26 protein-coding genes are annotated in these 24,322 nt (G+C 55.7%); 12 read left to right on the forward strand and 14 right to left on the reverse strand.

Annotated features, from left to right (window positions below):
• The first annotated feature begins 52 nt into the window (after positions 1 to 52).
• Positions 53 to 643: an HD domain-containing protein gene (locus tag AC2FHW_RS06950; protein WP_271948658.1), complete on the forward strand. Its 591-nt coding sequence runs from the start codon at positions 53 to 55 to the stop codon at positions 641 to 643.
• On the opposite strand, the gene speB is transcribed toward AC2FHW_RS06950, so the two are convergent.
• The 10 genes from speB to AC2FHW_RS07000 all read right to left on the reverse strand — a co-directional run bounded on the left by speB (position 640) and on the right by AC2FHW_RS07000 (position 11,914).
• Positions 640 to 1,482 (reverse strand): agmatinase, encoded by an 843-nt coding sequence (speB, locus tag AC2FHW_RS06955; RefSeq protein WP_271948200.1) that lies wholly within the window; start codon positions 1,480 to 1,482, stop codon positions 640 to 642. The two genes, AC2FHW_RS06950 and speB, sit on opposite strands and share 4 nt — an antisense overlap.
• The gene (gene nspC / locus AC2FHW_RS06960; RefSeq protein WP_271948198.1) at positions 1,479 to 2,648 is read right to left on the reverse strand and encodes a carboxynorspermidine decarboxylase; all 1,170 of its coding nucleotides are present in this window, start codon (positions 2,646 to 2,648) and stop codon (positions 1,479 to 1,481) included. The genes speB and nspC overlap by 4 nt, the downstream gene beginning before the upstream one ends.
• 308 nt (positions 2,649 to 2,956) lie before the next feature.
• Positions 2,957 to 4,180 (reverse strand): saccharopine dehydrogenase family protein, encoded by a 1,224-nt coding sequence (locus tag AC2FHW_RS06965; protein WP_271948196.1) that lies wholly within the window; start codon positions 4,178 to 4,180, stop codon positions 2,957 to 2,959.
• A 21-nt stretch (positions 4,181 to 4,201) separates the two neighbouring features.
• Positions 4,202 to 6,091: a biosynthetic arginine decarboxylase gene (speA, locus tag AC2FHW_RS06970; protein WP_281972444.1), complete on the reverse strand. Its 1,890-nt coding sequence runs from the start codon at positions 6,089 to 6,091 to the stop codon at positions 4,202 to 4,204.
• Positions 6,092 to 6,190: 99 nt separating this feature from the next.
• Entirely contained in the window at positions 6,191 to 7,273 is a 1,083-nt protein-coding gene (locus AC2FHW_RS06975; protein ID WP_496728564.1) for a DUF1513 domain-containing protein, read from the reverse strand.
• Between the two features lie 3 nt (positions 7,274 to 7,276).
• Entirely contained in the window at positions 7,277 to 8,287 is a 1,011-nt protein-coding gene (locus tag AC2FHW_RS06980; protein ID WP_496821683.1) for an imelysin family protein, read from the reverse strand.
• A complete protein-coding gene (locus AC2FHW_RS06985) occupies positions 8,287 to 9,828 on the reverse strand; it encodes a di-heme oxidoreductase family protein (protein WP_185956648.1) in 1,542 nt (513 codons plus the stop codon). The genes AC2FHW_RS06980 and AC2FHW_RS06985 overlap by 1 nt, the downstream gene beginning before the upstream one ends.
• Positions 9,788 to 10,273 carry a bacterioferritin gene (gene bfr / locus AC2FHW_RS06990; protein ID WP_142635826.1) on the reverse strand — a complete coding sequence of 162 codons (486 nt, stop codon included), beginning with the start codon at positions 10,271 to 10,273 and terminating at the stop codon, positions 9,788 to 9,790. Before bfr ends, AC2FHW_RS06985 begins: the two co-directional genes overlap by 41 nt.
• On the reverse strand, positions 10,221 to 10,514 hold the full coding sequence (locus AC2FHW_RS06995; RefSeq protein ID WP_142635828.1) for a (2Fe-2S)-binding protein: 294 nt from the start codon (positions 10,512 to 10,514) through the stop codon (positions 10,221 to 10,223). The genes bfr and AC2FHW_RS06995 overlap by 53 nt, the downstream gene beginning before the upstream one ends.
• Positions 10,515 to 10,642: 128 nt before the next feature.
• Positions 10,643 to 11,914 (reverse strand): imelysin family protein, encoded by a 1,272-nt coding sequence (locus tag AC2FHW_RS07000; RefSeq protein ID WP_142635830.1) that lies wholly within the window; start codon positions 11,912 to 11,914, stop codon positions 10,643 to 10,645.
• Between the two features lie 249 nt (positions 11,915 to 12,163).
• Between AC2FHW_RS07000 and AC2FHW_RS07005 the strand changes: the two genes are divergently transcribed.
• Positions 12,164 to 12,685 (forward strand): ZrgA family zinc uptake protein, encoded by a 522-nt coding sequence (locus AC2FHW_RS07005; RefSeq protein WP_496821684.1) that lies wholly within the window; start codon positions 12,164 to 12,166, stop codon positions 12,683 to 12,685.
• Between the two features lie 57 nt (positions 12,686 to 12,742).
• Here AC2FHW_RS07005 and AC2FHW_RS07010 read toward each other — a convergent pair whose 3' ends face one another.
• From AC2FHW_RS07010 to AC2FHW_RS07025, 4 genes are all read right to left on the reverse strand, one after another.
• Entirely contained in the window at positions 12,743 to 13,315 is a 573-nt protein-coding gene (locus AC2FHW_RS07010; RefSeq protein WP_496821686.1) for a bacteriocin fulvocin C-related protein, read from the reverse strand.
• A gap of 249 nt (positions 13,316 to 13,564) precedes the next feature.
• Positions 13,565 to 14,626 (reverse strand): YeeE/YedE family protein, encoded by a 1,062-nt coding sequence (locus tag AC2FHW_RS07015; RefSeq protein ID WP_496821688.1) that lies wholly within the window; start codon positions 14,624 to 14,626, stop codon positions 13,565 to 13,567.
• Positions 14,627 to 14,667: 41 nt separating this feature from the next.
• Positions 14,668 to 14,976 (reverse strand): ArsR/SmtB family transcription factor, encoded by a 309-nt coding sequence (locus AC2FHW_RS07020; RefSeq protein ID WP_142635976.1) that lies wholly within the window; start codon positions 14,974 to 14,976, stop codon positions 14,668 to 14,670.
• A 100-nt stretch (positions 14,977 to 15,076) separates the two neighbouring features.
• Positions 15,077 to 15,451 carry a hypothetical protein gene (locus AC2FHW_RS07025; RefSeq protein ID WP_271948177.1) on the reverse strand — a complete coding sequence of 125 codons (375 nt, stop codon included), beginning with the start codon at positions 15,449 to 15,451 and terminating at the stop codon, positions 15,077 to 15,079.
• A gap of 80 nt (positions 15,452 to 15,531) precedes the next feature.
• Here AC2FHW_RS07025 and AC2FHW_RS07030 point away from each other — a divergent pair, with 80 nt between their 5' ends.
• From AC2FHW_RS07030 to AC2FHW_RS07075, 10 genes are all read left to right on the forward strand, one after another.
• On the forward strand, positions 15,532 to 16,272 hold the full coding sequence (locus AC2FHW_RS07030; RefSeq protein ID WP_142635840.1) for a cytochrome c biogenesis CcdA family protein: 741 nt from the start codon (positions 15,532 to 15,534) through the stop codon (positions 16,270 to 16,272).
• 14 nt (positions 16,273 to 16,286) lie between these two features.
• Positions 16,287 to 16,865: a thioredoxin family protein gene (locus tag AC2FHW_RS07035; protein WP_271948175.1), complete on the forward strand. Its 579-nt coding sequence runs from the start codon at positions 16,287 to 16,289 to the stop codon at positions 16,863 to 16,865.
• Positions 16,866 to 16,996: 131 nt separating this feature from the next.
• Entirely contained in the window at positions 16,997 to 17,473 is a 477-nt protein-coding gene (gene soxX, locus AC2FHW_RS07040; RefSeq protein ID WP_142635844.1) for a sulfur oxidation c-type cytochrome SoxX, read from the forward strand.
• A 46-nt stretch (positions 17,474 to 17,519) separates the two neighbouring features.
• Complete coding sequence (gene soxY, locus AC2FHW_RS07045; RefSeq protein WP_142635846.1) at positions 17,520 to 17,936, forward strand: thiosulfate oxidation carrier protein SoxY; 417 nt, start codon at positions 17,520 to 17,522, stop codon at positions 17,934 to 17,936.
• A gap of 34 nt (positions 17,937 to 17,970) precedes the next feature.
• The gene (gene soxZ / locus AC2FHW_RS07050) at positions 17,971 to 18,300 is read left to right on the forward strand and encodes a thiosulfate oxidation carrier complex protein SoxZ (protein WP_142635848.1); all 330 of its coding nucleotides are present in this window, start codon (positions 17,971 to 17,973) and stop codon (positions 18,298 to 18,300) included.
• Between the two features lie 70 nt (positions 18,301 to 18,370).
• Complete coding sequence (gene soxA, locus AC2FHW_RS07055; RefSeq protein ID WP_496676316.1) at positions 18,371 to 19,216, forward strand: sulfur oxidation c-type cytochrome SoxA; 846 nt, start codon at positions 18,371 to 18,373, stop codon at positions 19,214 to 19,216.
• Positions 19,217 to 19,303: 87 nt separating this feature from the next.
• On the forward strand, positions 19,304 to 21,001 hold the full coding sequence (gene soxB / locus AC2FHW_RS07060) for a thiosulfohydrolase SoxB (RefSeq protein ID WP_496676314.1): 1,698 nt from the start codon (positions 19,304 to 19,306) through the stop codon (positions 20,999 to 21,001).
• A gap of 24 nt (positions 21,002 to 21,025) precedes the next feature.
• Positions 21,026 to 22,288: a sulfite dehydrogenase gene (soxC, locus tag AC2FHW_RS07065; protein WP_496676312.1), complete on the forward strand. Its 1,263-nt coding sequence runs from the start codon at positions 21,026 to 21,028 to the stop codon at positions 22,286 to 22,288.
• Complete coding sequence (locus AC2FHW_RS07070) at positions 22,272 to 23,597, forward strand: c-type cytochrome (RefSeq protein ID WP_496707957.1); 1,326 nt, start codon at positions 22,272 to 22,274, stop codon at positions 23,595 to 23,597. Before soxC ends, AC2FHW_RS07070 begins: the two co-directional genes overlap by 17 nt.
• Before the next feature lie 2 nt (positions 23,598 to 23,599).
• Positions 23,600 to 24,304 (forward strand): c-type cytochrome, encoded by a 705-nt coding sequence (locus AC2FHW_RS07075; protein ID WP_496821690.1) that lies wholly within the window; start codon positions 23,600 to 23,602, stop codon positions 24,302 to 24,304.
• Positions 24,305 to 24,322: the final 18 nt, after the last annotated feature.

Genomic DNA, 24,322 nt, shown 5'->3' on the forward strand with positions numbered 1-24,322 from the left:
CAGGTTTTCTGCGTTAGGCTGCGGTTGGATGATCAGTCAAAAGGACCGGACCATGCTGGACAAAACCCACAAACCCACCTGGACCAGCTTTGAAGAGGCGACCAAGGCCGATTGGGACGCCGTCATGGAATACGAAGAGGCCTATAACGCCGCGTTGCCGGACAGGATACTGGATGCGATCCGTTCGCTGGACGAGGATTGGACGCCCTATCCCGTGAACCGCTATCAGCACAGCCTGCAGGCCGCGACGCGCGCCTATGAGGATGGGGCGGAAGAAGAGCTGGTCGTCGCAGCGCTGATCCACGACACCGGCGATATCCTGTCTCCCTATAACCATGGAGAGCTGTCAGCGGCGATGATGAAGCCCTATGTCAGCCAGAAAACCCATTGGATCCTCAAACATCACTGCGTGTTCCAGGGCTATTACTACAATCACCACCTGGGCGGAGACCGCAACGCCCGAGACAAGTACCGCGACAGTCCTTATTGGGAGGACTGCCGCTATTTCTGCCATGAATACGACCAAAAGGCGTTCGATCCGGATTACCCGACCAAACCGTTGGAGTTCTTCGAGCCGATGCTGCGCCGTGTCCTAAGCCGCGGCGAGGGGCATATGGAGTTGAACGAAACCGCCGAAGGTTAGCAGGCGGCCATCAGACGGTAGACGATCTGTGCGGCGGTAAAGTCCCAAGCGGCATTGCCGTCCGGGGCGAGTTCGACCACGTCGAACCCCACGCATTTGCGCCCCCGAAGGGCATGCTCGACCAGTTGTAGCGCCTGATAATAGCCCAAGCCGCCGGGCACGGGTGTTCCTGTGGCCGGCATTTGCGAAGGGTCCAGCCCGTCGACATCGAAGCTGACATAGACCAGTTCGGGGAAATCCTTGGGCAGATCGACCGCGTTGATGTTACCGGTGACCAGCTCCTCGGCATCAATGTGGAACACGTTGTTCTTCACCCGGCTCTGCGCCTCTTCGGTCGAAAAGGCCCGGACGCCGAATTGGGCCAGTCGGACGCCTTCTTCGGCCAGTAGATGCATGACCGAAGCATGGCTGTGTTTTTCACCCTGATACGTGTCGCGCAGGTCCGCATGCGCATCAATCTGGACGATCCCGATCGGTTGGTTCAACGCGCGGGCCACGCCCATCACCGCACCGTAGCTCAGCGAATGCTCACCGCCCAGAGCGACCGGCACTTTACCAGCGCGAATGGCGGCTTCGGTGCGCAGGGCAAGGCGTTCCATCACTGCAGGCATAGGGCCGTCACAGTTCAAAGGTTCCTCAGTGAAAATACCCGCTGTGCAAGGCTCGGCAAGGCCGGTGATGCGCTCCAGCTCGTTGCTGGCCTCGATGATCGCCGCCGGGCCACCGGCTGTACCCGAGCCGTAGGATACCGTGCGCTCCAACGGTACTGGGATTACTCGAAACCGGGCGTTTTCGGTCCGTTCCGATGTGGTCAGTTCACTGTCGAGGAAAACGCTCATGAGAGCCTCTCTTTAAAGTCGTCATAGCTAAACTGTTTGATGAGTTTCAGTTCGTCCGTCGCACTGTTCCACAGGGCAATGGTCGGCAAGGGGACGCCGTTGAACGTGTTGGTCTTGACCATCGAATAATGCGCCTGATCGAGGAAGGCAAAACGCTGGCCGATCTGCAGCGGTTTGTCCCACGCATAGTCGCCGATCACATCCCCGGCCAGACAGGAGGGGCCGCCCAGACGGTAGGTATGCCCTGCCTCGGCCTCGTCCATCAGGGCAGGGCGATAGGGGGCTTCGATCACATCGGGCATGTGGCATGTGGCCGAAATGTCGGTGATCGCAAGGGCCATGCCATTGGTCGGCAGGTCGAGAATTTCGCCCACCAGAATGCCCGCATCCAGTGCCACAGCCTCGCCGGGTTCAAGATAGACGTCGACGTCATGGGTTTCGCGGATCGCCTTGATGAACGCGATCAACCCATCACGATCATAGTCGTCGCGGGTGATATGGTGGCCACCGCCGAAGTTCAGCCATTTGAGATGACCCAGGAACGGGGCGAGTTTTGGTGCAACGGCTTCCCATGTGCGCATCAAGGGCTCGAACCCTTGTTCGCAAAGTGTATGCATATGAAGGCCGTCCACACCAACCATGATTTCATGGCTTAGTTGGCTGACCGGTGTGCCCAGACGCGAACAGGGCGCGCAGGGGTCGTATTTTGCAATCTCGCCCTCGGAATGTTCCGGGTTGATGCGCAAACCGACCTGCACACCTGCTGCTTGGGCTTTGGCCAGGAACCGATCCTTTTGAGCTATAGAATTAAAGATGACATGGTTGGACAGCGACAGGATTTCATCCATGTCCGCTTCCTTGTAGCCCGCGCAGAAGGTGGCGACTTCGCCGCCATATTCTTCGCGGCCTAAACGCGCCTCATAGATACCGCTGGCGCAGGTGCCGTCAAGATGTTGGCGGACCAGCGGTGCAAGCGAGAACATCGAAAACGCTTTGAGCGCACTCAGCACTTGCGCACCTGACTGACTGCCGACGTCGGACAAGATAGCCAGATTTTGCTCAACTGCTTTTTCGTCGACCACAAAGCAAGGCGTTGGCACGCGGTTGAGGTCGAAATTGCGGAAGGCTCCAGCATCCCCGGCTTGTGTGGTCATCATTTCTGCCATGATAATCCAGTCCCTTTCATTCTAACTGCGGCCCCTTAAAGTTCGACGCAGTTTCAGATGAGGCCCATCATCCAAAGTGGTATAATGAATGACAGGATATGAGTAGTGGTAGCGACAGGATTTTCTACTGCCACAAGAATGCTGGACTTTTCCAAGCGGAACATTTTGACCGTGTCTGTCCTGTACCGCTTCGATAAAATAAGAAGGAGCGCATAGGTTCCGAACATCGACCCGATCAGAATTGCCATTTGCTGATCTGACGACATTGCTTCTATTCGCTCCCTCTTTAATATGATGACGGTTAAGCTTTAGAATTCGACCGGACCATCCAGTTCGTGAACCTGCCATGGCAAGCCATGTGCGTTTAGCATGTCCATGAAATCATCCGGGTCGAGCTGTTCCATGTTCCACACTCCCGGCTGCGTCCAGTTGCCTTTCAACACCTGCGCGGCACCAATCATGGCCGGGACACCAGTGGTGTAGCTGACGGCTTGGCTACCGACTTCGGCGTAGCATTCCTCGTGGTCGCAGATATTATAGATGTAATATGTTTTCTCGCCCGAACCATCCTTGGCCTGACCTGTAGCGATGTCGCCAATGCAGGCCTTACCCTTGGTTTCCGCACCCAGATCGCCGGGATCAGGCAGCAGAGTTTTCAGGAACTGGATCGGGATGATTTCCTTGCCGTCATGCATTACCGGGTCGATGCGGGTCATGCCGACATTTTCCAGCACTTTGGCATGGGTGATATAGGCGTCGCCGAAGGTCATCCAGAAGCGGGCACGCTCAATCTCGGGGAAGTGGGTGGAGAGGCTCTCCAGCTCCTCGTGATACATCAGGTACATGTTTTTGGGGCCGATGGCGGGAAAGTCGAACTCGACCTTATGGGTCATGGCGGGGGAGTGTTTCCATTCGCCAGCTTCCCAATGGCGCACTTCGGCCAACACTTCGCGCAGGTTGATCTCGGGGTTGAAGTTGGTGGCGAATTCCTGATCGTTGCTGCCACCATTGGCGTCCAGCACGTCGATCTGGCGGATCGTATCCAACTTGTGTTTCTTTAACCACGTCGCAAAGACAGACGTCACGCCCGGATCAAAGCCCGAACCGAGGATGGCGGTCAGTCCTGCCTGTTTGAACCGAACCTGATAGGCCCATTGCCAGTGATACTCGAACTTGGCTTCGTCCTCGGGCTCGTAATTCGCGGTGTCGATGTAGTGGATGCCCGCCTCAAGGCACGCGTCCATCAGCACGAGGTCCTGATAGGGCAGGGCCAGGTTCACGAGGACCTCGGCACCGGTGTCCTTGATCAGTTTGACCGTGTCCGCGACCTTATAAGCGTCCAGCTCCGCAGTAGCGATATCAACGCCCACACGCTCTTTCACGGCCTTGGCAATGGCGTCGCATTTCGACTTGGTGCGGCTGGCCAGCGTGATTTCAGTGAAGATGTCCGAATTCATCGCCATCTTGTGCACCGCAGCGTGAGAGACGCCGCCCGCGCCGACAACCAGCGTTTTGCCACTCAAAGTTCCCATGGGGTCATCTCCTCTCGGGGGTTATTCGTAATAGGTGTAGCCATTGATCGAGTCGCGATATGCGCTCATCAGGGTTTTGCGGTCTTTGGCCAGCAGAGTACCGGTCGAGATCGCCTCGTCCACCATTTTGCGGAAGGCGGCGACACAGTCGGCCGGATCAAACTCGACATAGGACAGGACCTGACCAATGGTGTCGCCCTCTTGCTCGTGCAGCAGATCGAAACCGCCATCGGAGCGCAGGTCGATGGTAACCACGTTGGTGTCGCCGAACAGGTTGTGCAGATCGCCTAGCGTTTCCTGATAAGCACCAACAAAGAAGACGCCCATGAAGTATTCGTCATTCTCGGGCAGGGAATGCACTGGCAGGCTGGGCGAGACACCGTCGGCCAGAATAAACCGGTCGATCTTGCCGTCGCTGTCGCAAGTGATATCGGACAGCACCGCGCGGCGGTCGGGCGTTTCGTTCAGACCCTGCAGCGGCACGATCGGGTGTAGCTGGTCAATGGCCCAGACGTCGGGCAGCGATTGGAACAGTGAGAAGTTGCAGTGATAGATATCAGCCACTTTTTCCAACTGTTCGTCGACATCCGTGTCGAGCTCATCACTGGCAGCCAACGCCTTGAGGCGGGCCATCAATGACAGATAAATGCGTTCGGCGCGCGCCATCTGGCGCAGGTCGATATATCCGCGGCGGAACAGGGCGCGCAGCTCGTTGCGATAAAAAGTGGCGTCGTTCCAGCATTCCTGAAGGCGGTCGCTGGAGAGGTATCCGTGCACGGCGGCAAGGTCCGAGACTAAGTGATGATCATCCGCCTCGACCTCAGGGCCGTCTGGCGCGTCATAAAGCGTGCTTTCCAGCACGTTGAACACCAGCATGGATGAGGTCGCAACGATAGCGCGCCCGCTTTCGGTGACCAATGTGGGGTGCTTGACCTCGGCTTCATCCATGGCATAGGCCACGGTTTCGACCACGTTGGCGCAGTATTCTTCTACCGTGTAGTTGATCGAGTTTTCGGCGGCTTTCTTTTCGCCCGTGTAATCTACGCCCATGCCGCCACCCAGGTCCAGATGGGTCAGCGGTACGCCTTCGCGGGTCAGTTCGGTATAGTATCGGCAGGCCTCACCCACGGCGCGGCGCACGTCATTGACGTCCTGCACCTGCGATCCAAGATGCGAGTGCTGCAGCTTCAGGCAGTGCAGCAATCCGGCGGCCTTCAGCTTGTCCACCGTGGCGACCAGTTGATCGGTGTTCATGCCAAAGGCGGAACGGTCGCCCGAGCTTTCTTCCCATTTTCCGCTGATCTGGTTGGTCAGTTTAACCCGTACGCCGATCAGCGGTTCGATGCCCAGTTGGTTATAGACTTCGATCACCGTGTCGGCCTCTTTCGGGCTTTCCAGCACGATCACCGTATTGAACCCGATTTTGCGGCTGAGGATGGCCAGCTGGATAAACTCGGCATCCTTGACGCCGTTGCAGACGATCAGCGCCTCATTGGCCAGACGATGGGCAAGCGCGACCACAAGTTCCGGTTTCGAGCCAGCCTCAAGGCCATAATTGTACTTCTTCCCAAACTCGACGATCCGGTCGACCACCTGAGCCTGTTGGTTGACCTTGATCGGAAAGACACCGCGATAGCTGCTTTTGTACCCAACCCGGGCAATCGCCTCTGCAAAGCTTTCGTTAATATGGACAATCTCGTGCTCCAGATAGGAGCTGACGCGCAGGATCATCGGAGCCTTGATGCCGCGATCGTCCAGATCACGCAGAATACCGGGCAGGCTGATAGCAGCAGTCTCTGGTGCAAGGGGATTGCGCAGACCGATTTCGCCGTCTTCCGTCACCTCGATGAGGTCTTTGCCCCATTTCTCAACCCCGTAGATGGAATGCGGTGCGTCGGGCGTCTGTTTCAATCAAGTCTGTCCTTAACCTAGGGTGCCTGCTTCGCGCCCGCCAATACGGCAGCAATTCGATTCGTCCAAGTGTAATCTATGTGACGGGTATTTCCGAATTTATACAGGCAGACCAACGGGAACCAGATGGTTATCCCACTGACAATCCGGTCGGGCGGAAATGCGGGCCTTGGCAGTAAGCGCTCCGACCAGCCCGGTGCCTGTGGTGAAGACAAAACCGGAAGGCCCGGCACCCAGGCCGCAGACATCCTCAAGCGGGGTCGTGTCGTTAAGTCGACCGGTCAAGCTGTCGAACCGGAGCAAATTGTTGCCGCGAGGGCAGGTGATGGCGATGGTTTTGCCGTCCCCGGCAAAAGCAATGCTGCCAGCGTAACCCTGCAAGGCACTTTGCACCGATTCCGGGGCTGCAAGCAGGCGCGGAGCCTCGCCTCTTTTGTGCAGTCCCAGCAAAGGCGGGTGGGTTAACCTGTTGCCCTGCCATTGCATTGCAAACCCAACCAGACCGTCGGATCGAACGGCAAGGTGCCGGATCGAATTTTTATGCAGTGTCCGGGGCAGCTCTATCTGTTCCAGGACCGAGCCTGACAGACTCAGATAACTTAGGCGCGGTTGCATGATGGGCAGATTCAGCTTGGTTCGGCCCATTTCAGGATGTGTTTCAATGCCGCCATTTGCGATGATCAGAGTTTCCCCATCCGGCATGATCCGCATATCATGCGGCCCGACCCCGCCCGAAGAAAACTCGCCCAACCGCGTGTAGTCCTCCGAGTCCCAAACGCCAATCACACCCTCACCGGCCTCATAGTCGTTTTCGGTGGTGAACAGATGGGTTCCATCCCGGGAAAACACGCCATGGCCATAGAAATGGCGGCCTTTGGGAGCATCCATCCGTGCGGTTTGGGTTCCGCTCTTGCAATCGATCGCCACGCCAAAGGTGCCAGGGCGGCGGGCGAAAGCCACGGCTTGCGCGCGCAAGGGATGCGCCGCAGCGGCATGGCCGCGCGCCGGCAGGGGGAGAGAGAATAAGATACCGCCTTCAGAACTCAGGCCCGCCAGCCGATAGGTGCCGTCCGGAAACAGCGCCGCCGCCAGGAAATCTGGCGCGCCGACAGTCGACCAACCTTGTGTTGGGGCAAGGCTAGCTGCAGCCAGGCCCGCAAGGAATTGACGGCGGCTTGTCATGGCTTAGTCCCCGTCCAGCGAATTGAATCCGGCACTGATACCCAAGGTCGGGCCCAGCTCGGTTGCTGCAATCGTGAGGATGTCGTTGATCATCTGCTGCAAGGCTTCGACCCGTATCCGACCCGAAGGTGTCGAGACACCGGCCAGTGTAGGGTCGTCTAACTCACGCGTGCGGATGATAGCCTTGTCGAACGCATTATCCAAATCAGCGGCAATCTGCGGATGATCTGCGGACAGCCCGGTGGCCAGATCGCGCAGCGTGATCAATGACAGTTCGACCTGGCGTAGTGACCGTTCAGACCTGCGCGCTTCAGCCCGATTGGGACGGGGGCGCTCTAGGGTGCCCATGGGGCGTCCAAGGCGTGTTTCGGCAGTGAATTCCAATCCGGTGATCAGAGCTTTGTAAAGTTCCTGCATGGCCTCATCAGCAGACCGGTAAGGACTATCTCCGCCGGGCATGGTCAGGTTGGCAGAGAAAGGTTGCCAGTCGTGGTCCATCGCCTTCGCATTGCGGTTTATATCTGCAGCAATCGCCCGGATCAAAGCGCATCGATAGGCCCTGTCACCCTGATCCGCGAGGGCTGGGTCGAATAGCATCAATTCAAGTGCAAGAAACCCGCGTCCCGCGATCGAAGCCTCGGCATAAGCCTCGGGGGTGTCAACCACCGCGTCTTGGGTGGCAATCAGGCCGGATAGGGTTTTGGGTGTAAACCCTTTTGTGTCTGGCCAGAATGCCATCGCAAATGCGCGGTCATCGACCTCGGAGGGGCCAAAGCGCAAGTGGCTTACCTTGACCCAGCGGTCGAATGCCAGGTGATAGGCTGCACGAAGGTTCGGTGAAACGGCTGTGCAATCCGCCTGCGCTGCCGCATCCAGCGCAGCTGTAGCGTCAGATAGCTGTGCGTATCCGGGAAGAATGTGCCCTTCAACAACATCTGTCAGGATCTGGCTGGGATTTTGCGCCAAGGCTGACAGGGGCAGAATAAGGGCAATGGCCAGGCCGAGGGAACGCATCAGAGGCTCTCCAGAAAGCGGATCAAAGCGTCGCGGTCGGGTTTTGGCATAGACACAACGGTGTCGCGCGCCGATTGTGCCTCTCCACCGTGCCACAAAATAGCTTCCAACAGCGACTGCGCCCGCCCGTCATGCAGAAATTGTGTGTGGCCAGAGACCTGCCCCGTCAGGCCGACCCCCCAAAGCGGGGGTGTGCGCCATTCCCGGCCTGTTGCGCGTGCTTCGGGTCGGTTGTCGGCCAGACCATCGCCCATGTCATGCAGCAGAAGATCCGTATAGGGCCAGATCAGCTGAAAACTGTGCTCGGGCCGGTCGTCCATCCGATGGGTGACATAGGATGGCGTGTGGCACGAGGCGCAGCCGGTATCGAAGAACACCTGCTTGCCGTGCAGGACCTGCGGGTCACCGATATCGCGCCGCGCGGGTACGCCCAGATTGCGGCTGTAAAACGCAACGAGGTCCATGCCCAGTTGGTCGATTTCAAACACGCGGTCATCGTTGTCCCCATGGGGAGCGCCAACGCAATCCACCTGCAATTTCGTACACTCCCCATAGCCAGCTGGGTAAAGCGGGCTTGAGATGCCGATATCCCCTGCAAAAGCTGCAGCAGACTGCTCCATTATCGTGGGCATCCCGGCTTTGTGTCCGAACCGGCCCATCATCGGTTCACCGTATTCGGTTGACCAAACGATGTTGGGGCGGCCGGAAATACCATCGCCATCCGCGTCATCCGGGTCGGCCTGGGCCAGCAGGTCCTGCACGGGAATTGCCTCAAGCAATCCCAGACCGATCATCTGCGGAGCCACGCGCGGGCTCATCATCGCCTCGGGGTGCAGCGGGCCATATCCAAGATCCGCCGCGGTATAGGTCGGGCTGCGGAGAATGACCGTTTCGCCGTCTGATAGCGCGACAGGAAGGTCTTCATAGGTGATGTCCAGCCGGTACTCGGCGGGGTGGCCCGCAAGGGCCAGATCCTGCATCTGCCCGCCGTAATTGGGTTCGGGCTGAGTGGCGATGTAGTCCGCGATTTCATCGATTGCGCCGCCACCGGGGATTGAGACCCGAAGGAACATCGAAACAGCCCCGTCATCGGGCCCATTTGGTGTGTGGCCGCGCCCGTCCTTGATGTGACATCGTTGGCAAGAGCGCGCGTTGTACAATGGCCCCAAACCGTCCGAGGCCAGGGTCGAGGAAGGCGAAGACACCCAGATTTTCTTGAACAGCCCGTTGCCGACCTTGAAATCCAGTTCCTGTTCGAATTTCAGATTGCCCGAAGGTTGCGAAAATGCATCTGCGTCCTGACGTGCCCTTACGGTTGCGGCACCGGCGGGCAGGTCCTCGAACCGTTGCGCGGCGTCGAAATCCGTGGGCGCGGCGATCACATCCGCGATCCGGGCCTTTTCATCTTCGGTTCTGGGTTGGAAGTTGAGATGCAGATCCTGCAGTTCAGCGGACAGGATCGGGGTGGCTGCAATCGCAGCCACCGCTACAAGCGAGAGCTTACTCGCCTTCGTCCATTTTCGATGCGTTAAGTTGCGCATAATTGGCTTCGCCAATCCTTTCGTACAAATCAAGCTGTGTTTCGAGGAAGTCGATATGGCCTTCTTCGTCACTGATCAGGTTCTCGAACAGAGACATAGTCACGTAGTCGCCCGCCTCTCGACAATATTCACGGGCCTCAACGTACAGGGCACGCGCATCATTCTCGGCAGCCAAATCACATTCCAGAGTTTCCTTCGGGGTCTGTCCAATCCGAAGCGGGTCCAGTTTCTGCAGGTTGGGGTGGCCTTCCAGAAAGATTATGCGCTCGATCAGCTTGTCGGCATGACCCATCTCTTCGATGCTTTCCTCACGGCTTTTCTTTGCCATGTGGGTCAGGCCCCAATCCTCTTGCAGACGGTAATGCAGCCAATACTGGCTGACTGCCGTCAATTCATGCCGCAGAGATTTGTTGAGGTATTCTATGACTTTGGGATCGCCCTTCATCTACACTCTCCTGTGATGCCTTGGTGCGTAATGCACAAAGCTGCATGGGGACTTCCAGATTATCGCTGGCGCGCATGGTGTCTAGGAAAAGCGGCATGCATCCGCCACAATCCGCTGATTTTCCAAGGGCATGATAGATCTTGCCAGGGGTTATGACTGCCCTAGGGTCGGAAACGCGCATCCAGTCGATGGCGGCATGAATCTCGGTGTCTGTGATCTTAGTGCAATGGCAGACGATCATGGAGGTGGCGCTCTGGATTGTATTCTGACTATATTAGTCAGTTATTAAGTGCGTGTCCTGCGGCATACTGTCAGTTCGCCGAAAATAAGTTGGGGGCGGGATAGTCCTCCGCCCCCGAACCGCTAGGTTTACTGGAAAACAGCCGTCGGGTTGTCCAGGCTTTCAGAACCTTCGAACTCAATCTGATCGACGTCCAGAATGGTGACGATCCGCTCGATTGTCTTGGTCTGGTCCACCAGCCCGTTCACACCTCCCATGATCAAAACTTCGCCACCTTCGTTGCCGCGTTCCAGCATCTGGTCATAGGCGAACCCGGCCTCGGCTGTGGATTTGATCCGACCCAGCGCCTGCATCGTGTTGGCCAGCTTCAGCTTCATCTCGGCGTCCAGCGATGGGTCGGAGGCAATCACCAAGTCCGAAAGCGATGCGCCGCTGACAGGAGTTCCGTCGATGCGGGTATAGCTGCCCAAATAGACGTTCTGAATGCCAAGACCATCATAGTAGTGGCTGTTATGTGTGTTGTCCGAGAAGCAGTCATGCTCTTCCTCGGGATCGTTCAACATCAAGCCAAGACGCATCCGCTCACCGGCCTGCTCACCATAGGACAGCGAGCCCATTCCGGTGAGGATCGCGCTTATTCCTGCGCTCTCATTTTCGGTCAGGGAGGTTCGGGCCGCGCCTCCGTCCTGCCACTGGGTCGCCATCCATTCCAAATCGGTGACCAGCAGTTCAGTCACGGCCTCAAGGTACTGGGCGCGACGGTCACAGTTGCCGCCGGTGCAGGCATCACCTTGGGCATAGTCCGTCCATGGACGGCTACCCGCGCCTTCACCGTGGCCGTTCAGGTCCTGGCCCCACAACAGGAACTCAATCGCGTGGTAACCAGTGGCGACGTTGGCCTCGATCCCGTCTGCTTCGTGCAAGGTGCCCGACAGCAGTTCCGGGGTGATGTCGTTGGCATCGATTGGTTCGCCTGAAAGTTCAAAGCTTGGGTTGGCGATGACGTTCAATGCGGCGAACTCATTCTCGTCGCTCGGGCCGCCGTAGGTGGTGTCTACATAGTCGATCAAGCCCTCATCCAGGGGCCATGCGTTCACTTTACCTTCCCAATCATCAACGATCGCATTTCCGAACCGATAAACCTCGGTCTGCTGATAAGGGACGCGGGCCGCAATCCAAGCGGAACGGGCGGCATTCAGTGTTGCGTCGTTTGGTTCGGAAATCAGCTCGGTCACGGCGCGCTGCAGCGATTTGGCTGCAATCAGGCTGTCATCGTACTTCGCCTCGGCGATATTGGCGTAGGTATTCAGAACATCTGCTTTCGAGGGGGTCTCGGTTGCAAAAGCAGATGTGGCGGTCATCAGAGCCACGGCGCTTGTCAGGATCAGGGGGGTATTCATTGGGGGGTAGTCTTTCTTGTCAGATAACAATGGGTTCGCGCGATGCGACACTCGACCAAATAACTGATAGAAATAGTCAACTAAGTCAACCTGAGTTTTATAGTCAGGTAAATTGTGAGCGAAAATAGCTCATTCCTACCCAATTCTAGTGGGCTTTGGTGTATCGTGACGCGATTGCTCGAATGTTTTTTCAGTTTAGAGTCGCTTAGTTGATTCTTTTCAGATGGTTCCATGGTCATGAAGTTCTTAGTGTTTGTATTAACGCTTTTCCCGGTAAACGCGTTGCCTCAGTCCCAGGTTGCAAATCAGCACGAGCATGGGCAGGGACGATTGGCGGTTTCCTTTTCGGAAGCCGGGATTTCAATTTCCCTTGTGGTTCCTGGTCTTGACGTCCTGGGGTTCGAAGGCCCAGCGGAAACCGAAGGCGATCAGGCCTCGGTCGCCGGAGCCATTTCCGAATTGTCCAACCCCCTTGATCTGTTCAGTTTGCCTGAAGAGGCGGGGTGTTTCACTGTCTCGGCCAATGTCACGCTGTCTGGTGAAGGGTTGGGACCGGTCGTAGACAACGGATCAAATGTGCATACCGAATTCAGGGCAGACTATCAGATGCAGTGCCAGGACATGACGCATCTGGACCACGTCACCTTTCCCTATTTTGACCGCTTTCAACGTGCTGAATCTCTGATTGTTCAGATCGAAAAATCCGGGAAAGTTGATCGCCACACCGTGACGCGCGACGCGCCTGATTTAGACCTCAACACAGGCCTGTAATTCGGCAAAGAAAGCAATAGCTTTGCTGCCAGAATAGGTAGAGCTTTCCTGCGTTCTTCAGCACCAGTTCCCAGTGCAAAGGCCATCGCATGTCTGAAGCCACAGGACCCCGCATCCAACGTTAGTCTTCTTGCACCCACCGGCAAGACATTCCTGCATTGCCCCACAATCATTGTGCCACCACATACAGGATCTCGAAGACGAACATGTGCAGGTAGGCGGCGCGCCTTTGGCAATTTCGATAATCGGGCTTTCGCAAGCATTGTCGCCGAGTTGCTGCGTATATTTATGAAACACCGAGTGATCTGGAAAAACCTTCTCGATCACGGGCGACAACTCCTCAAGACGAGAAGTGGCCGTATGGTTCGCTTTGTCTTCGGAGTAGCAGTCAGGATTGAGTAAATCCTGTAGCTCGGAAAGTAACCGGCACTGAGACCTGTCAGACAGTGCCGCAATGCCTTCACTAAGCCGGTCTTGCCACACTGCCGCCTGAACAGTGGCGGGAAGGCAGTCAAAAATTGACTTCTGTTCGGTGATGTTCAAAGCCGACAAGCCGATCCGAAATTTTGAGATAGATGATACGGGATTGTACATAGTAGCCCCCTTTTCTAAGGGGCCATCATAACACATTTTTCGTTTGCGCGTTTGTCACGACCTTCTGAGGGCGCAGAGAACAGGCTGAAGCAAGGGCTCGATAAGCCTTGGTATGTCCTTAGAAGCGAGATCAAGGACAAAGTCGGAAAGAGAGCGTTTTGGCTTGCTTTTGTGATGGCAGAGTCGCCAGCACCATCACAAATTAACCGGGTTTCTTTAGGTCTTGGTGCAGCGCATCAGCTGCACCGGTGCAAACCCGGATTCCCGCTGATTTGAACTGTGAACTCAACGCTCAGTTATGAAGGACAATCCAGACACGAGCTGTCTCAATCCAAGTGCTGCGCCTGCAAAGATTGCAGCGAATGTTACGGGCGCGCTGTAGGCCAGAAGTGAGAATGCAGATATGCCTTGACCGACGCTGCAACCAACCGCGATGATCGCACCTGGACCCATAATCGCAGCGCCCAGCATTTGTCGCTTGAGTTCACGTGGATCTTCGCATGCTTCCCATCGGAAATGGCCCTTAGACCACGACCCCAGAAACGCGCCAATGAGAACGCCGGAGACTGATCCGACCGCAAAGGACAAAGTGTTTCCGGACGCAGTCATAAGGTAGAATATTGTGTCACCCAGGGGTGCCGCGAAGGTATGGGTTTGCACCGGCTCACCATCGAAACCATGTGTTGCAACCCAATTCGTGCCAAGCCAGCCCGAAACGATTGCCAGTCCAACTACAGACCCCCAAAACACCTGTGCCGGAGTGCGGCGGAAGCGATGGCTTGCCAAAGCAAAAAACACCAAAGCCACACCGATAACAGAGCCAATGAGCCAAGCTGGAATAGAGGTCAACCGTTCGGCAAGAAAGCTAATGCTCTGGGGGCCATTGAGATCCATTTCCTCTGGAAAGATCCATACCCGCAGATAGGCGAGGGGTCCGGACATTACGACGTAAGCGGAAAGACCCATGATCAAAACAATAACGAATGATCGAAGGTCACCACCTCCCAGCCTTGCCAGCGCGCCATAGCCGCAGTTACCGCAGATGGCCATTCCGTACCCGAACATGAGGCCCCCCACGATCGAACCGAGTGGGTTCCAGGTCTGCGCAAGATACCTTGTTCCGACAGGGTCAAGTCCCCCCAATGCCATAGCTGTGTGGCTGCCGACAATCGCAACACCGATTGCCATTGCCCACATGCGCAGCCGCCGGTCATCGTCTGCGTAAAGGTAGTCTTCGATTGCACCCAACGTGCAAAAATGGCCGATGCGTGCGGCCAATCCCAATACGATGCCACCAATCAAACCGATCAGAGCAACGGTATTTGCGTCTCCCAATGCTTCGAGCATTGCCAGTCTCCTCCCAAAGCTGGCGGCTTTCTGACCGGCTTCTACTTCTCCCTGCAGAAAAGGTCGTAAACGACTTCCAGGATTTGGGTCGAACGATCATCAGCCAATCTGTAGTAGATCGTTTTCCCCTCGCGTCGTGTCTTCACCAATCCCTCGAAGCGTAAGCGGGAGAGTTGTTGAGATACCGCGGCTTGACGCGCTGAGAGCATTTCCTCCATCTGCGTGACCGATTTTTCCCCTGACGACAGATAACACAAAATCATCAGGCGCCCCTCATGGCTGATGGCCTTGAGGAAATTTGACGCGGTCTGAGCATTCTCCATCATTCTGTCCATGTCTTCGGCGCACATGTCCTTGGAGAACACAGGCAGGTTCGAAGATTTGTCCAACAAGATCGCCTCGCTTTCATGGCTTCACGCATTCAAAACAGTTTATGTAATATACCGCAGTTTATCCAGAGGTCTCAATTAGTATCCCAGCGTCACGCAGTAAAACGCCCAACACACCCCAGAAAAAATCTTCACCGGGATAGCCTTCGATTCGTCCGACCTCTCGGCCATTGTCCAACAGAACAAAGGTTGGTGTGTAGTAGAGAGGCCGTTCCAATGTGATGTCGTCAGGCATGGCTGCGTGGATATCGACACGCCGAAGCGGTGCGGCATTTCCTTCAGGTGTCTTAGGGTAGATTTCTGAAATTTCGGAGTCCCAGCGGGCGCACCACATGCACCCATCTTCTTCTGCCATCAGAAGCGTCATTTCGGCCCGTAAAGCCACGGGAAAAACAAGCAACGTGATCGCAAGCAAACGTAGGATTAGGTGGCGCATCCAAAGCTCCGATTGACCGCAGTGACATATCTTTATAATTTTGAATGTGTGAATGATAGCGCGCCAGGACAGGTTTGACCATGCTCGACATTACATTTGCAGGAGCTTTGGTCGCCGGACTTTTGTCCTTTCTGTCGCCCTGCATCCTGCCAATTGTGCCGTTTTACCTCAGTTATCTGGCGGGTGTCGGGATGGAGCAGATTACAGCGACATCCGCCATTTCCAGCGAGGTTCGCCGCCGGGCAACGCTTGCTGCAATCGCATTTGCGGCTGGAATCATAACCATCTTTATGGCTCTCGGGGCCACGGCTTCGATATTTGGTCAGCTGGTACGAGAATACTTCGATATTCTGCGTTGGATTGCTGCAGCCATCATCATAGCGATGGGCCTGCATTTCCTGGGGTTAATTCGCATCGGGTTCCTGTATCGGCAGTTACGTGCAGATATTGGCGAGACATCAAACGTGAGCCTCACTGGGGCATATGTACTTGGATTGGCATTTGCTTTTGGCTGGACGCCCTGTGTTGGGCCGGTGCTCGCTGCAATCCTGTTTACAGCGGCCGGAACCGAAACGGCTTGGCGGGGCGCGGGGCTTCTGTTCGTTTATGGGGTTGGAATGACTGCACCGTTTGTTCTGGCGGCCTTTTTGGTTCGCCCCTTCATGCAATGGATGGTGCGGTTCAGGAAGCACTTGCCGCAGATCGAAATGGCAATGGGGGGGCTGTTGATCCTGTTCGGGGTCCTGATCGCAACCAACTCGATCAATCACATCGCACAATGGATGCTAGACTATATGCCCTGGCTTGCGGCCATAGGTTAATCCGGGAGGAAGACATGAAACGCACTTTGTCAGTTTTGATCGCATGCATGATAGGGGCTGCAGTCTCTGCTGCTGATCTGGGCGACGATGGATTGCATAAAACACCGTGGATGCGTGACACGTTCAAAGATCTTCGCGAGGATCTTGAAGAAGCGTCAGGTGAAGGTAAGCGGTTGGTTTTGTTCATTGAACAACGGGGCTGCATCTACTGTAAAAAGATGCACGAAGAGGTTTTCCCACAGCCCGACATGGCGGCGTTTATCGAAGAGAACTTTTTTGTCGTCCAGCTGGATTTGCATGGAAGCACCACGGCCACTGATTTTGACGGAGAAGAGAATGAGCAGAGAGCGCTGATGCGCAAATGGGGGATTCTGTTTACCCCAACGCTTGTATTTCTGCCGGAAGAGGTGCCCGAGGATGCCTCAGCCATCGATGCTGCCGTTGCTGTAATGCCGGGAGCATTCTCCAAGGGAACAACCTTAGACCTTTTCACCTGGGTCGATCAGAAGCGATATGAACTTGATAATGGCGAAGATTTCCAAAGGTATCACGCGCGGCGCATTCAGGAGCGAAACAATATTTCGCAGGAGTGAGATTGGGCGTTACAGATAAAAAAATTCATTATGATGAATTTGATGTTGCGATAAACCATGTTCGTCGACTACGGTGCACAAAGTCTTTGGGTCGCAAAGCGCCACAGGCGCGGTAGCAAATGGGAGGGATCATGAAGCTGAGACTCTTAACACTGGCATCCGCTATGATGGGCGTTGCCGCATTTGCCGAAGAGACAAGTCCGAAAGACGTACCCTATGACGACTATGGTGCAATCGAGGTCTCTCTGACCGATGTTAATGGGGACGCGGCAAATGGCGCACTCATCGTTGGCGACAAGTCCAAAGGTAATTGCGTGGCCTGCCACGCGGTCTCAGCTTTGGCGGACATTCCGTTCCATGGTGAGGTTGGCCCGATGCTGGATGGCGCCGGTGATCGTTGGACCGAAGCAGAGCTTCGCGGTTTAGTCGCAAACGCGAAAATGACGTTCGAAGGCACGGTAATGCCGGCGTTCTACAAGGATGACGGATATATCCGTCCAGGCGATGCCTATACGGGCAAAGCGCCAACGGCGCCTTTAACGACGATCCTGACTGCACAGGAAATCGAGGACGTGGTCGCGTTTCTAGCGACACTGAAAGAGGAATAATCTCGCCTTCTGGCGTGACTTTTCGAAGATTCAAAGGAGATTGAAAATGGAACTCTCTCGCCGCGAGACTCTGGCCCTTGGGCTGGGCGCCGCGTTCCTGACAATTATGCCGCTACGAGCGAATGCAGCTGCTGAAGATGCGATCTCCGCATTTTCAGGCGGGGCAGATGTGGCTGATGGCGGTGTTACACTGACGGCACCGGAAATCGCGGAAAACGGAAACACCGTACCAATCGAAGTCAGTGCTCCGGGCGCAGCTGCAATTCTGATCGTGGCCGCAGGCAACCCCGAACCGGGCGTGGCAACGTTCAATTTCGGCCCGCTGGCTGCTGAACAAGCCGCTTCAACCCGCATCCGTCTTGCCGGAACGCAGGATGTCATTGCCGTGGCGAAGATGGCAGATGGCAGTTTTGCCAAAGCGTCCGCGACCGTAAAAGTGACAATCGGAGGGTGCGGCGGTTAATCGCCACGCGCCCTGAAGAACAGGAGATTAACCAATGGCATCCGGTGTAAAGCCCCGCGTCAAGGTTCCAAAGACAGCCGCTGCTGGCGAAGCTGTTACGATCAAGACACTGATCAGCCACAAGATGGAAAGCGGCCAGCGCAAGGATAAAGAAGGCAACGTCATCCCGCGTTCGATCATCAACCGTTTCACCTGCGAGTTTAACGGAGAAATGGTGATTGATGTGACTATGGAGCCTGCGATTTCGACAAATCCGTACTTCCAGTTCGAAGCAACCGTGCCCGAGGCCGGTGAGTTTGTCTTCACCTGGTACGATGATGATGGCTCAGTTTACGACGAGAAGAAAACGATCGAGATCGCCTGACGGCTCGACCACTAAGGAAGGCTAGCGCTGGTTGTGATTTCTGGCGCTGGCCCACCAAGGGAGGAACGTAATGAATACCAAGGCACTTACGGCGATCGCGGCTGTTCTGGCTTTCCCAGTGGCAGCAATGGCTGGACCGGACGAAGATAATCTTGTGATCAATGACGAGCTGAATATGACCTCGGTCACCGAGGCCTCGGCGCATCTGGAGAATTTGGACACGATCTATTCGGGTTGGCATTTCCGCACAGATGAAACTCAGGCACTGCAGATTGATGATTTTGACAATCCGGCAATGATCTTCGTCGATCAGGCAGCCGACCTCTATGAGGCAGTTGATGGTGCTGCAGGTGAAAGTTGTGCCTCGTGCCATGATGGAGTGGAAAGCTTCAAAGGACTGCAGGCGTCCATGCCCAAGGTCGATGCTGAAAGCGGCGAGCTGGTGGTTATGGAAGATCTGATCAACAAGTGCCGTACCGATCGCATGGAGGCCGATGCCTGGAAATGGTCTGGTGGTGACATGCAGGGTATGGTCGCATTGATCGGTCTGCAGTCACGCGGGATGCCCATGAACGTTGCTATTGATGGTAATGCCGCGCCATTCTGGCAAGAGGGCAAGGAAATCTATTATACCCGCTACGGTCAGTTGGAACTGAGCTGCGCCAACTGTCATGAAGAAAACTGGGGCAATATGATCCGAGCGGATCACCTGAGCCAGGGGATGATAAATGGATTCCCTACCTATCGTTTGAAGCAGGCCAAACTGATCTCGCGCCACAATCGGTTCCGCGGTTGTATTCGCGATACGCGTGCGGAAACCTTTGCCGAAGGGTCGGACGAGTTCCGGGCACTGGAGCTCTATGTCGCTTCGCGTGGCAACGGGCTTTCAGTCGAAACCCCAGCTGTACGTCAATAACGAATGACCCGCCTGGGCAATGCCCGGAGCGGGTTTTTCACTTATATAACATTCACACATATATATGTGTAAAAGGAAAGCTGATAGATGATTTCTCGACGTGACTTCTTGCAGGTTTCAATGGCGGCCTCGGCTCTGTTCGGAGCGTCCGGGTTTGGCAACTGGGCCAAGCTTGCTGCGCAGCAAAGTCTAACGCAGGATCAACTGCTAGAGTTCGAGACCTTTGGCAATATCAGCCTGATTCATGTCACCGACATTCACGCGCAACTCAAACCAATTTATTTCCGTGAACCCGAAGTCAATCTTGGTATTGGCGATGCAAGAGGACAGATGCCGCATGTTACTGGCGCCGCGTTCCGCAAGGCATACGGGATAGAAGATGGAAGCCCGTCGGCCTATGCGCTGACCTACACCGATTTTGAGTCACTGGCCAAGACCTACGGTCGGGTGGGTGGCTTGGATCGGGTCTCAACTGTCATCAACGCCATTCGAGCGGACCGTCCTGATGCGTTGCTTCTTGACGGGGGTGATACTTGGCACGGTTCTTACACCTGCTATCAGACGGCCGGTCAGGACATGGTCAACGTCATGAATGCGCTGAAACCCGATGCGATGACTTTCCATTGGGAGTTCACGTTGGGCAGTGATCGGGTCAATGAGATTGTCGAAGGTTTGCCTTTTGCCGCCTTGGGGCAGAACATTTTTGATGCGGAATGGGATGAACCCGCAGAGATGTTCAAACCCTACAAGTTCTTTGATCGGGGCGGTTCCAAGATTGCGGTGATCGGACAGGCCTTCCCTTACATGCCGATTGCAAATCCGGGATGGATGTTCCCCGAATACTCGTTCGGGATCCGGGATGAGAACATGCAGGAAATGGTGGACGAAGTTCGCGATGCCGGCGCCGATGTCGTTGTTGTCCTAAGCCATAACGGCTTTGATGTGGATAAGAAGATGGCGGGTCGTGTTCAGGGGATAGACGTTATCCTCAGTGGCCACACCCATGACGCGCTGCCCGAGCCGGTTCTGGTGGGTGAAACGCATATCATCGCCTCTGGATCGAACGGCAAATTCGTCAGCCGTGTAGATCTCGACGTGCGCGATGGGCAGATGATGGGGCTAAAGCACAAGCTTATCCCGATTTTCTCTGATGTTATTGCACCAGATCCTGCGATCACTGCTCTGATAAATGATCAGCGCGCGCCTTATGAGGCGGCGCTGAGTGAGGTGATCGGCAAAACGGACTCGTTGCTGTACCGCCGCGGCAACTTCAACGGCACTTGGGATGACCTGATCTGCGATGCTCTGATCAATGAGCGTGAGGCAGATATCGCAATGTCGCCCGGCGTCCGTTGGGGGCCGTCAATCCTGCCGGGGCAAGAAATAACGCGAGAGGATATTTGGAACGTCACCTCGATGTCCTATCCGAACGCCTATCGCACAGAAATGACCGGGGAGTTCATCCATGTCATCCTGGAAGATGTCGGCGACAATCTGTTCAATCCCGACCCCTATTACCAGCAGGGTGGCGACATGGTCCGCGTTGGCGGGTTGGGTTATCGGATCGACGTAACCAAGCCGCAGGGGCAGAGGATCAGCGACATGACGCTGTTGAAAACCGGTGAGGCGATCGACCCGGCCAAGTCCTATGTCGTGGCCGGTTGGGCCAGCGTCAACGAAGGCACCGAGGGCCCGCCGATTTGGGATGTCGTCGAAAACCATGTTCGCAACCTTGGCACCGTAACGGTGCAAGAGAACACCAGTGTCGAAGTAATCGGCGCTTAAGAAACCGATGGAGACCTAAGAGATATGGATGACGCGTTCAAACCGTCCCGCCGGGCCTTCCTGAAAGGCAGTGCCGCGGTCGCCGCAGGATCCGTTGCAGGTGCGGCAGCGGCAGAAACACCCGACCCACTGATAACAGAGCTTCAGGATTGGGCATCTTATACGGGGGCAGGTGTTGATGAGACGCCTTATGGCATGCCGATCAGCTTTGAATCCCATGTCGTGCGCCGCAATGTGGAATGGCTGACCGCCTCTCCGATTTCGTCGATCAACTTCACGCCGATCCACGCGCTCGATGGCACGATCACTCCGCAGGGATGCGCCTTTGAGCGTCACCATTCAGGTGCGATCGAGCTGCGCAAGGAGGACTACCGCCTGATGATCAACGGGCTGGTTGATCGCCCGCTTGTCTTTACATACGAAGACATTGAGCGGTTCCCGCGCGAAAACCACGTGTATTTCTGCGAATGTGCGGCGAACACGGGTATGGAGTGGGCTGGTGCGCAACTCAACGGCGTCCAATTTACTCATGGCATGATTCACAACATGGAATACACCGGTGTTCCGCTGCGCACGCTGTTGCAGGAAGCAGGTGCCGACATCTCACCTGACAAATGGGTCTATGTTGAGGGCGCAGATGCGTCGTCCAATGGCCGCTCTATCCCGATGGAAAAAGCGCTGGATGACGTGTTGGTTGCATTCAAGGCGAATGGCGAAGCGCTGCGGATGGAGCATGGGTACCCTGTGCGTCTCGTGGTGCCGGGTTGGGAAGGCAACATGTGGGTCAAGTGGCTGCGCCGGATCGAGGTTGTCGATATGGCGGTCGAAAGCCGCGAAGAAACATCAAAATACACTGATGTTTACGTCGATGGCACGGCCCAGAAATGGACTTGGGTGATGGATGCTAAGTCTGTCATCACCTCACCCAGCCCGCAAATGCCGATCAAACACGGACCGGGTCCGCTGGTCATTTCCGGGCTTGCCTGGTCAGGCCACGGACAAATTACACGGGTCGATGTGTCAAAGGACGGTGGGATCACATGGGAGACAGCGCGTCTTGGTAAGCAGGGCGACACCAAGGCTCTTACACGTTTCTATCTCGATACGAACTGGGACGGGGCGCCAATGCTCTTGCAGGCCCGGGCGATAGACGAGACCGGTTATGTGCAGCCAACCAAAGACCAGTTGCGTGAAAAACGCGGAGAAAACTCGGTCTACCACAACAACTGTATCCAGACTTGGTACGTGAGCGCAGAAGGGATCGCCGAGAATGTTGAAGTCTCTTAGTCATGTTTTCCTGCCCGTATTTGGCGGTACGGCGTTGGTGCTTGCGGTAGCTGTGTCTTTCGCGAACCGGAACTACGGCCACTCGAAGATTGAGACATTGGAGACCCGGATAGGGCAGGTTGAGGCGCATGCAGCAGTTGCCCAGGAGAATGCGGAAGCAGAATCCAAACGAGCAGCCGAACTGGAGATCAAAGTCGAAGAAATCCAGGCTGCGGCGGCAGAACGGGTCGCCAATGGTGCGAACTTGACCGCATCCGCGCCCATCCGCGAGAGTAGCCTTGGGCTTGGGCGGTCGGCACTGAAGGAAGAGATCGCGGCCTGGGACGTTGACGTCTTGCCTGATGGGCGTGGCCTACCCGTAGGTTCAGGCGACGTCTGGACCGGAGAAGAGGTGTTTGTGGCCCGCTGTGCGTCGTGCCACGGTGAATTTGCCGAAGGTGCCGATAACTGGCCTGTTCTGGCCGGTGGGTTTGACACGCTTGCAGACGAAGATCCTGTAAAAACCGTTGGGTCATATTGGCCACATTTGTCGACTGCCTGGGATTACATTTCCCGCTCAATGCCCTTTGGTGAAGCGGGCACGCTGGCAGCGGATGAGACCTACGCAATTGTCGCATACATCCTCTACTCCAATGATTTGGTGGATGACGATTTCGAGCTAAACAACGAAAACTTCGCCGAGTTCAAAATGTACAATATGGACGGTTTCGTAGTCGATGTACGACCCGAGACCGAATACACTGAATGGCGCAAAGAGCCTTGCATGGAGAACTGCAAGGCAGAGACCGCCGTCACGATGCGTTCTGTTTTTCTGGTTGAGACTCCCGCGGAGGGTGGTTCGAACTCGGTCATGAATAATGCCAGCCCGGATGAGTTGCCGACGTTTTCGGCAGAAGGCCCCTCGTTCATTCCAACTGCAGCGCCAAAGCCTGATGAAGAGGCCGCAGCCATACCGGCCGCTCAAGAAACCGAAGTGACAGACGAGGTTACAGAACTGGCTGCTGCCGGAGAGAAAGTCTTTAAGAAATGTAAATCCTGCCATCAAATTGGTGAAGGTGCAAAGCACAGCACTGGGCCTGCTCTGAACGGGGTAATCGGAGCTAATGCTGGATCGGTCGAGGGCTTCAAATACTCCAAAGCGATGCAGGCGTCTGCGGAGGCAGGACTAGTCTGGACCGATGAAGAAATGGCTGCCTTTCTTGCGAAGCCCAAGGAATACATGAAAGGCACAAGGATGTCTTTTGCAGGTCTCAGAAAACAGGACGATATCGAAGCTTTGATCATCTATCTAAAGACGTTTGGAAGTTGACGATGCGTTGGTCGAACGCGCTTGTCTGTGCCGCGTACTTTGGGGCTACTGCTTCATCGACATACGCTGCAGAAGACCTTGGCGATGCTGAGGCAGGGAAAGCCGTGTTTGCCAAATGCAAAGGCTGTCATCAGGTTGGAAAAGGGGCCGAAAACAAAATCGGTCCGCATCTGAATGGGATTTTTGGGCGCAGGGCAGCTGGTCTGGATGGCTTTAGCTATTCCAAAAGCCTTGCGCGCGCGGGTAGCTCGGGTCTGGAGTGGCACGCTGACACACTGTCTGCGTACATCGAAAACCCACGTGCATTCGCGTCAGGCACAAGGATGAGTTTTGGTGGCCTGAAAGACCCGGAAGACCGCGCCAACGTGATCGCCTATTTGCGGGATTTTTCCGACAATCCTCAGGACATCCCAGAAGCGGACCCGACGGCGAAGGGCACGGATCATTCTATCGACCCCGCGATCTTGGCGATTCAAGGAGATCCTGAGTACGGCGCATATCTCAGCAGCGAATGTACAACGTGCCATCAGATCGACGGAGGTGATGAGGGCATTCCCTCGATCGTGTACTGGCCTGACGAAGACTTCGTGGTCGCCATGCACGCATATAAAGACAAACAGCGGCCACACCCGGTCATGCGAATGATTGCCGGACGGCTGAGCAATGACGAGATCGCGGCATTGGCTGCCTACTTCAATAATCCATAGTGACTGTGTCCAAGAGGA

This window comes from Ruegeria sp. YTSA108, assembly GCF_059610185.1.

What these genes read in the sequence shown, in the direction of transcription:
- AC2FHW_RS06950 (WP_271948658.1), top strand. Translation starts at nt 53, where the DNA reads ATGCTGGACAAAACCCACAAACCCACCTGGACCAGCTTTGAAGAGGCG.
- speB (WP_271948200.1), bottom strand. Translation starts at nt 1,482, where the DNA reads ATGAGCGTTTTCCTCGACAGTGAACTGACCACATCGGAACGGACCGAA.
- nspC (WP_271948198.1), bottom strand. Translation starts at nt 2,648, where the DNA reads ATGGCAGAAATGATGACCACACAAGCCGGGGATGCTGGAGCCTTCCGC.
- AC2FHW_RS06965 (WP_271948196.1), bottom strand. Translation starts at nt 4,180, where the DNA reads ATGGGAACTTTGAGTGGCAAAACGCTGGTTGTCGGCGCGGGCGGCGTC.
- AC2FHW_RS06975 (WP_496728564.1), bottom strand. Translation starts at nt 7,273, where the DNA reads ATGACAAGCCGCCGTCAATTCCTTGCGGGCCTGGCTGCAGCTAGCCTT.
- AC2FHW_RS06980 (WP_496821683.1), bottom strand. Translation starts at nt 8,287, where the DNA reads ATGCGTTCCCTCGGCCTGGCCATTGCCCTTATTCTGCCCCTGTCAGCC.
- AC2FHW_RS06985 (WP_185956648.1), bottom strand. Translation starts at nt 9,828, where the DNA reads ATGCGCAACTTAACGCATCGAAAATGGACGAAGGCGAGTAAGCTCTCG.
- bfr (WP_142635826.1), bottom strand. Translation starts at nt 10,273, where the DNA reads ATGAAGGGCGATCCCAAAGTCATAGAATACCTCAACAAATCTCTGCGG.
- AC2FHW_RS06995 (WP_142635828.1), bottom strand. Translation starts at nt 10,514, where the DNA reads ATGATCGTCTGCCATTGCACTAAGATCACAGACACCGAGATTCATGCC.
- AC2FHW_RS07000 (WP_142635830.1), bottom strand. Translation starts at nt 11,914, where the DNA reads ATGAATACCCCCCTGATCCTGACAAGCGCCGTGGCTCTGATGACCGCC.
- AC2FHW_RS07010 (WP_496821686.1), bottom strand. Translation starts at nt 13,315, where the DNA reads ATGTGTTATGATGGCCCCTTAGAAAAGGGGGCTACTATGTACAATCCC.
- AC2FHW_RS07015 (WP_496821688.1), bottom strand. Translation starts at nt 14,626, where the DNA reads ATGCTCGAAGCATTGGGAGACGCAAATACCGTTGCTCTGATCGGTTTG.
- AC2FHW_RS07020 (WP_142635976.1), bottom strand. Translation starts at nt 14,976, where the DNA reads ATGTGCGCCGAAGACATGGACAGAATGATGGAGAATGCTCAGACCGCG.
- AC2FHW_RS07025 (WP_271948177.1), bottom strand. Translation starts at nt 15,451, where the DNA reads ATGCGCCACCTAATCCTACGTTTGCTTGCGATCACGTTGCTTGTTTTT.
- AC2FHW_RS07030 (WP_142635840.1), top strand. Translation starts at nt 15,532, where the DNA reads ATGCTCGACATTACATTTGCAGGAGCTTTGGTCGCCGGACTTTTGTCC.
- AC2FHW_RS07035 (WP_271948175.1), top strand. Translation starts at nt 16,287, where the DNA reads ATGAAACGCACTTTGTCAGTTTTGATCGCATGCATGATAGGGGCTGCA.
- soxX (WP_142635844.1), top strand. Translation starts at nt 16,997, where the DNA reads ATGAAGCTGAGACTCTTAACACTGGCATCCGCTATGATGGGCGTTGCC.
- soxY (WP_142635846.1), top strand. Translation starts at nt 17,520, where the DNA reads ATGGAACTCTCTCGCCGCGAGACTCTGGCCCTTGGGCTGGGCGCCGCG.
- soxZ (WP_142635848.1), top strand. Translation starts at nt 17,971, where the DNA reads ATGGCATCCGGTGTAAAGCCCCGCGTCAAGGTTCCAAAGACAGCCGCT.
- soxA (WP_496676316.1), top strand. Translation starts at nt 18,371, where the DNA reads ATGAATACCAAGGCACTTACGGCGATCGCGGCTGTTCTGGCTTTCCCA.
- soxB (WP_496676314.1), top strand. Translation starts at nt 19,304, where the DNA reads ATGATTTCTCGACGTGACTTCTTGCAGGTTTCAATGGCGGCCTCGGCT.
- soxC (WP_496676312.1), top strand. Translation starts at nt 21,026, where the DNA reads ATGGATGACGCGTTCAAACCGTCCCGCCGGGCCTTCCTGAAAGGCAGT.
- AC2FHW_RS07070 (WP_496707957.1), top strand. Translation starts at nt 22,272, where the DNA reads ATGTTGAAGTCTCTTAGTCATGTTTTCCTGCCCGTATTTGGCGGTACG.
- AC2FHW_RS07075 (WP_496821690.1), top strand. Translation starts at nt 23,600, where the DNA reads ATGCGTTGGTCGAACGCGCTTGTCTGTGCCGCGTACTTTGGGGCTACT.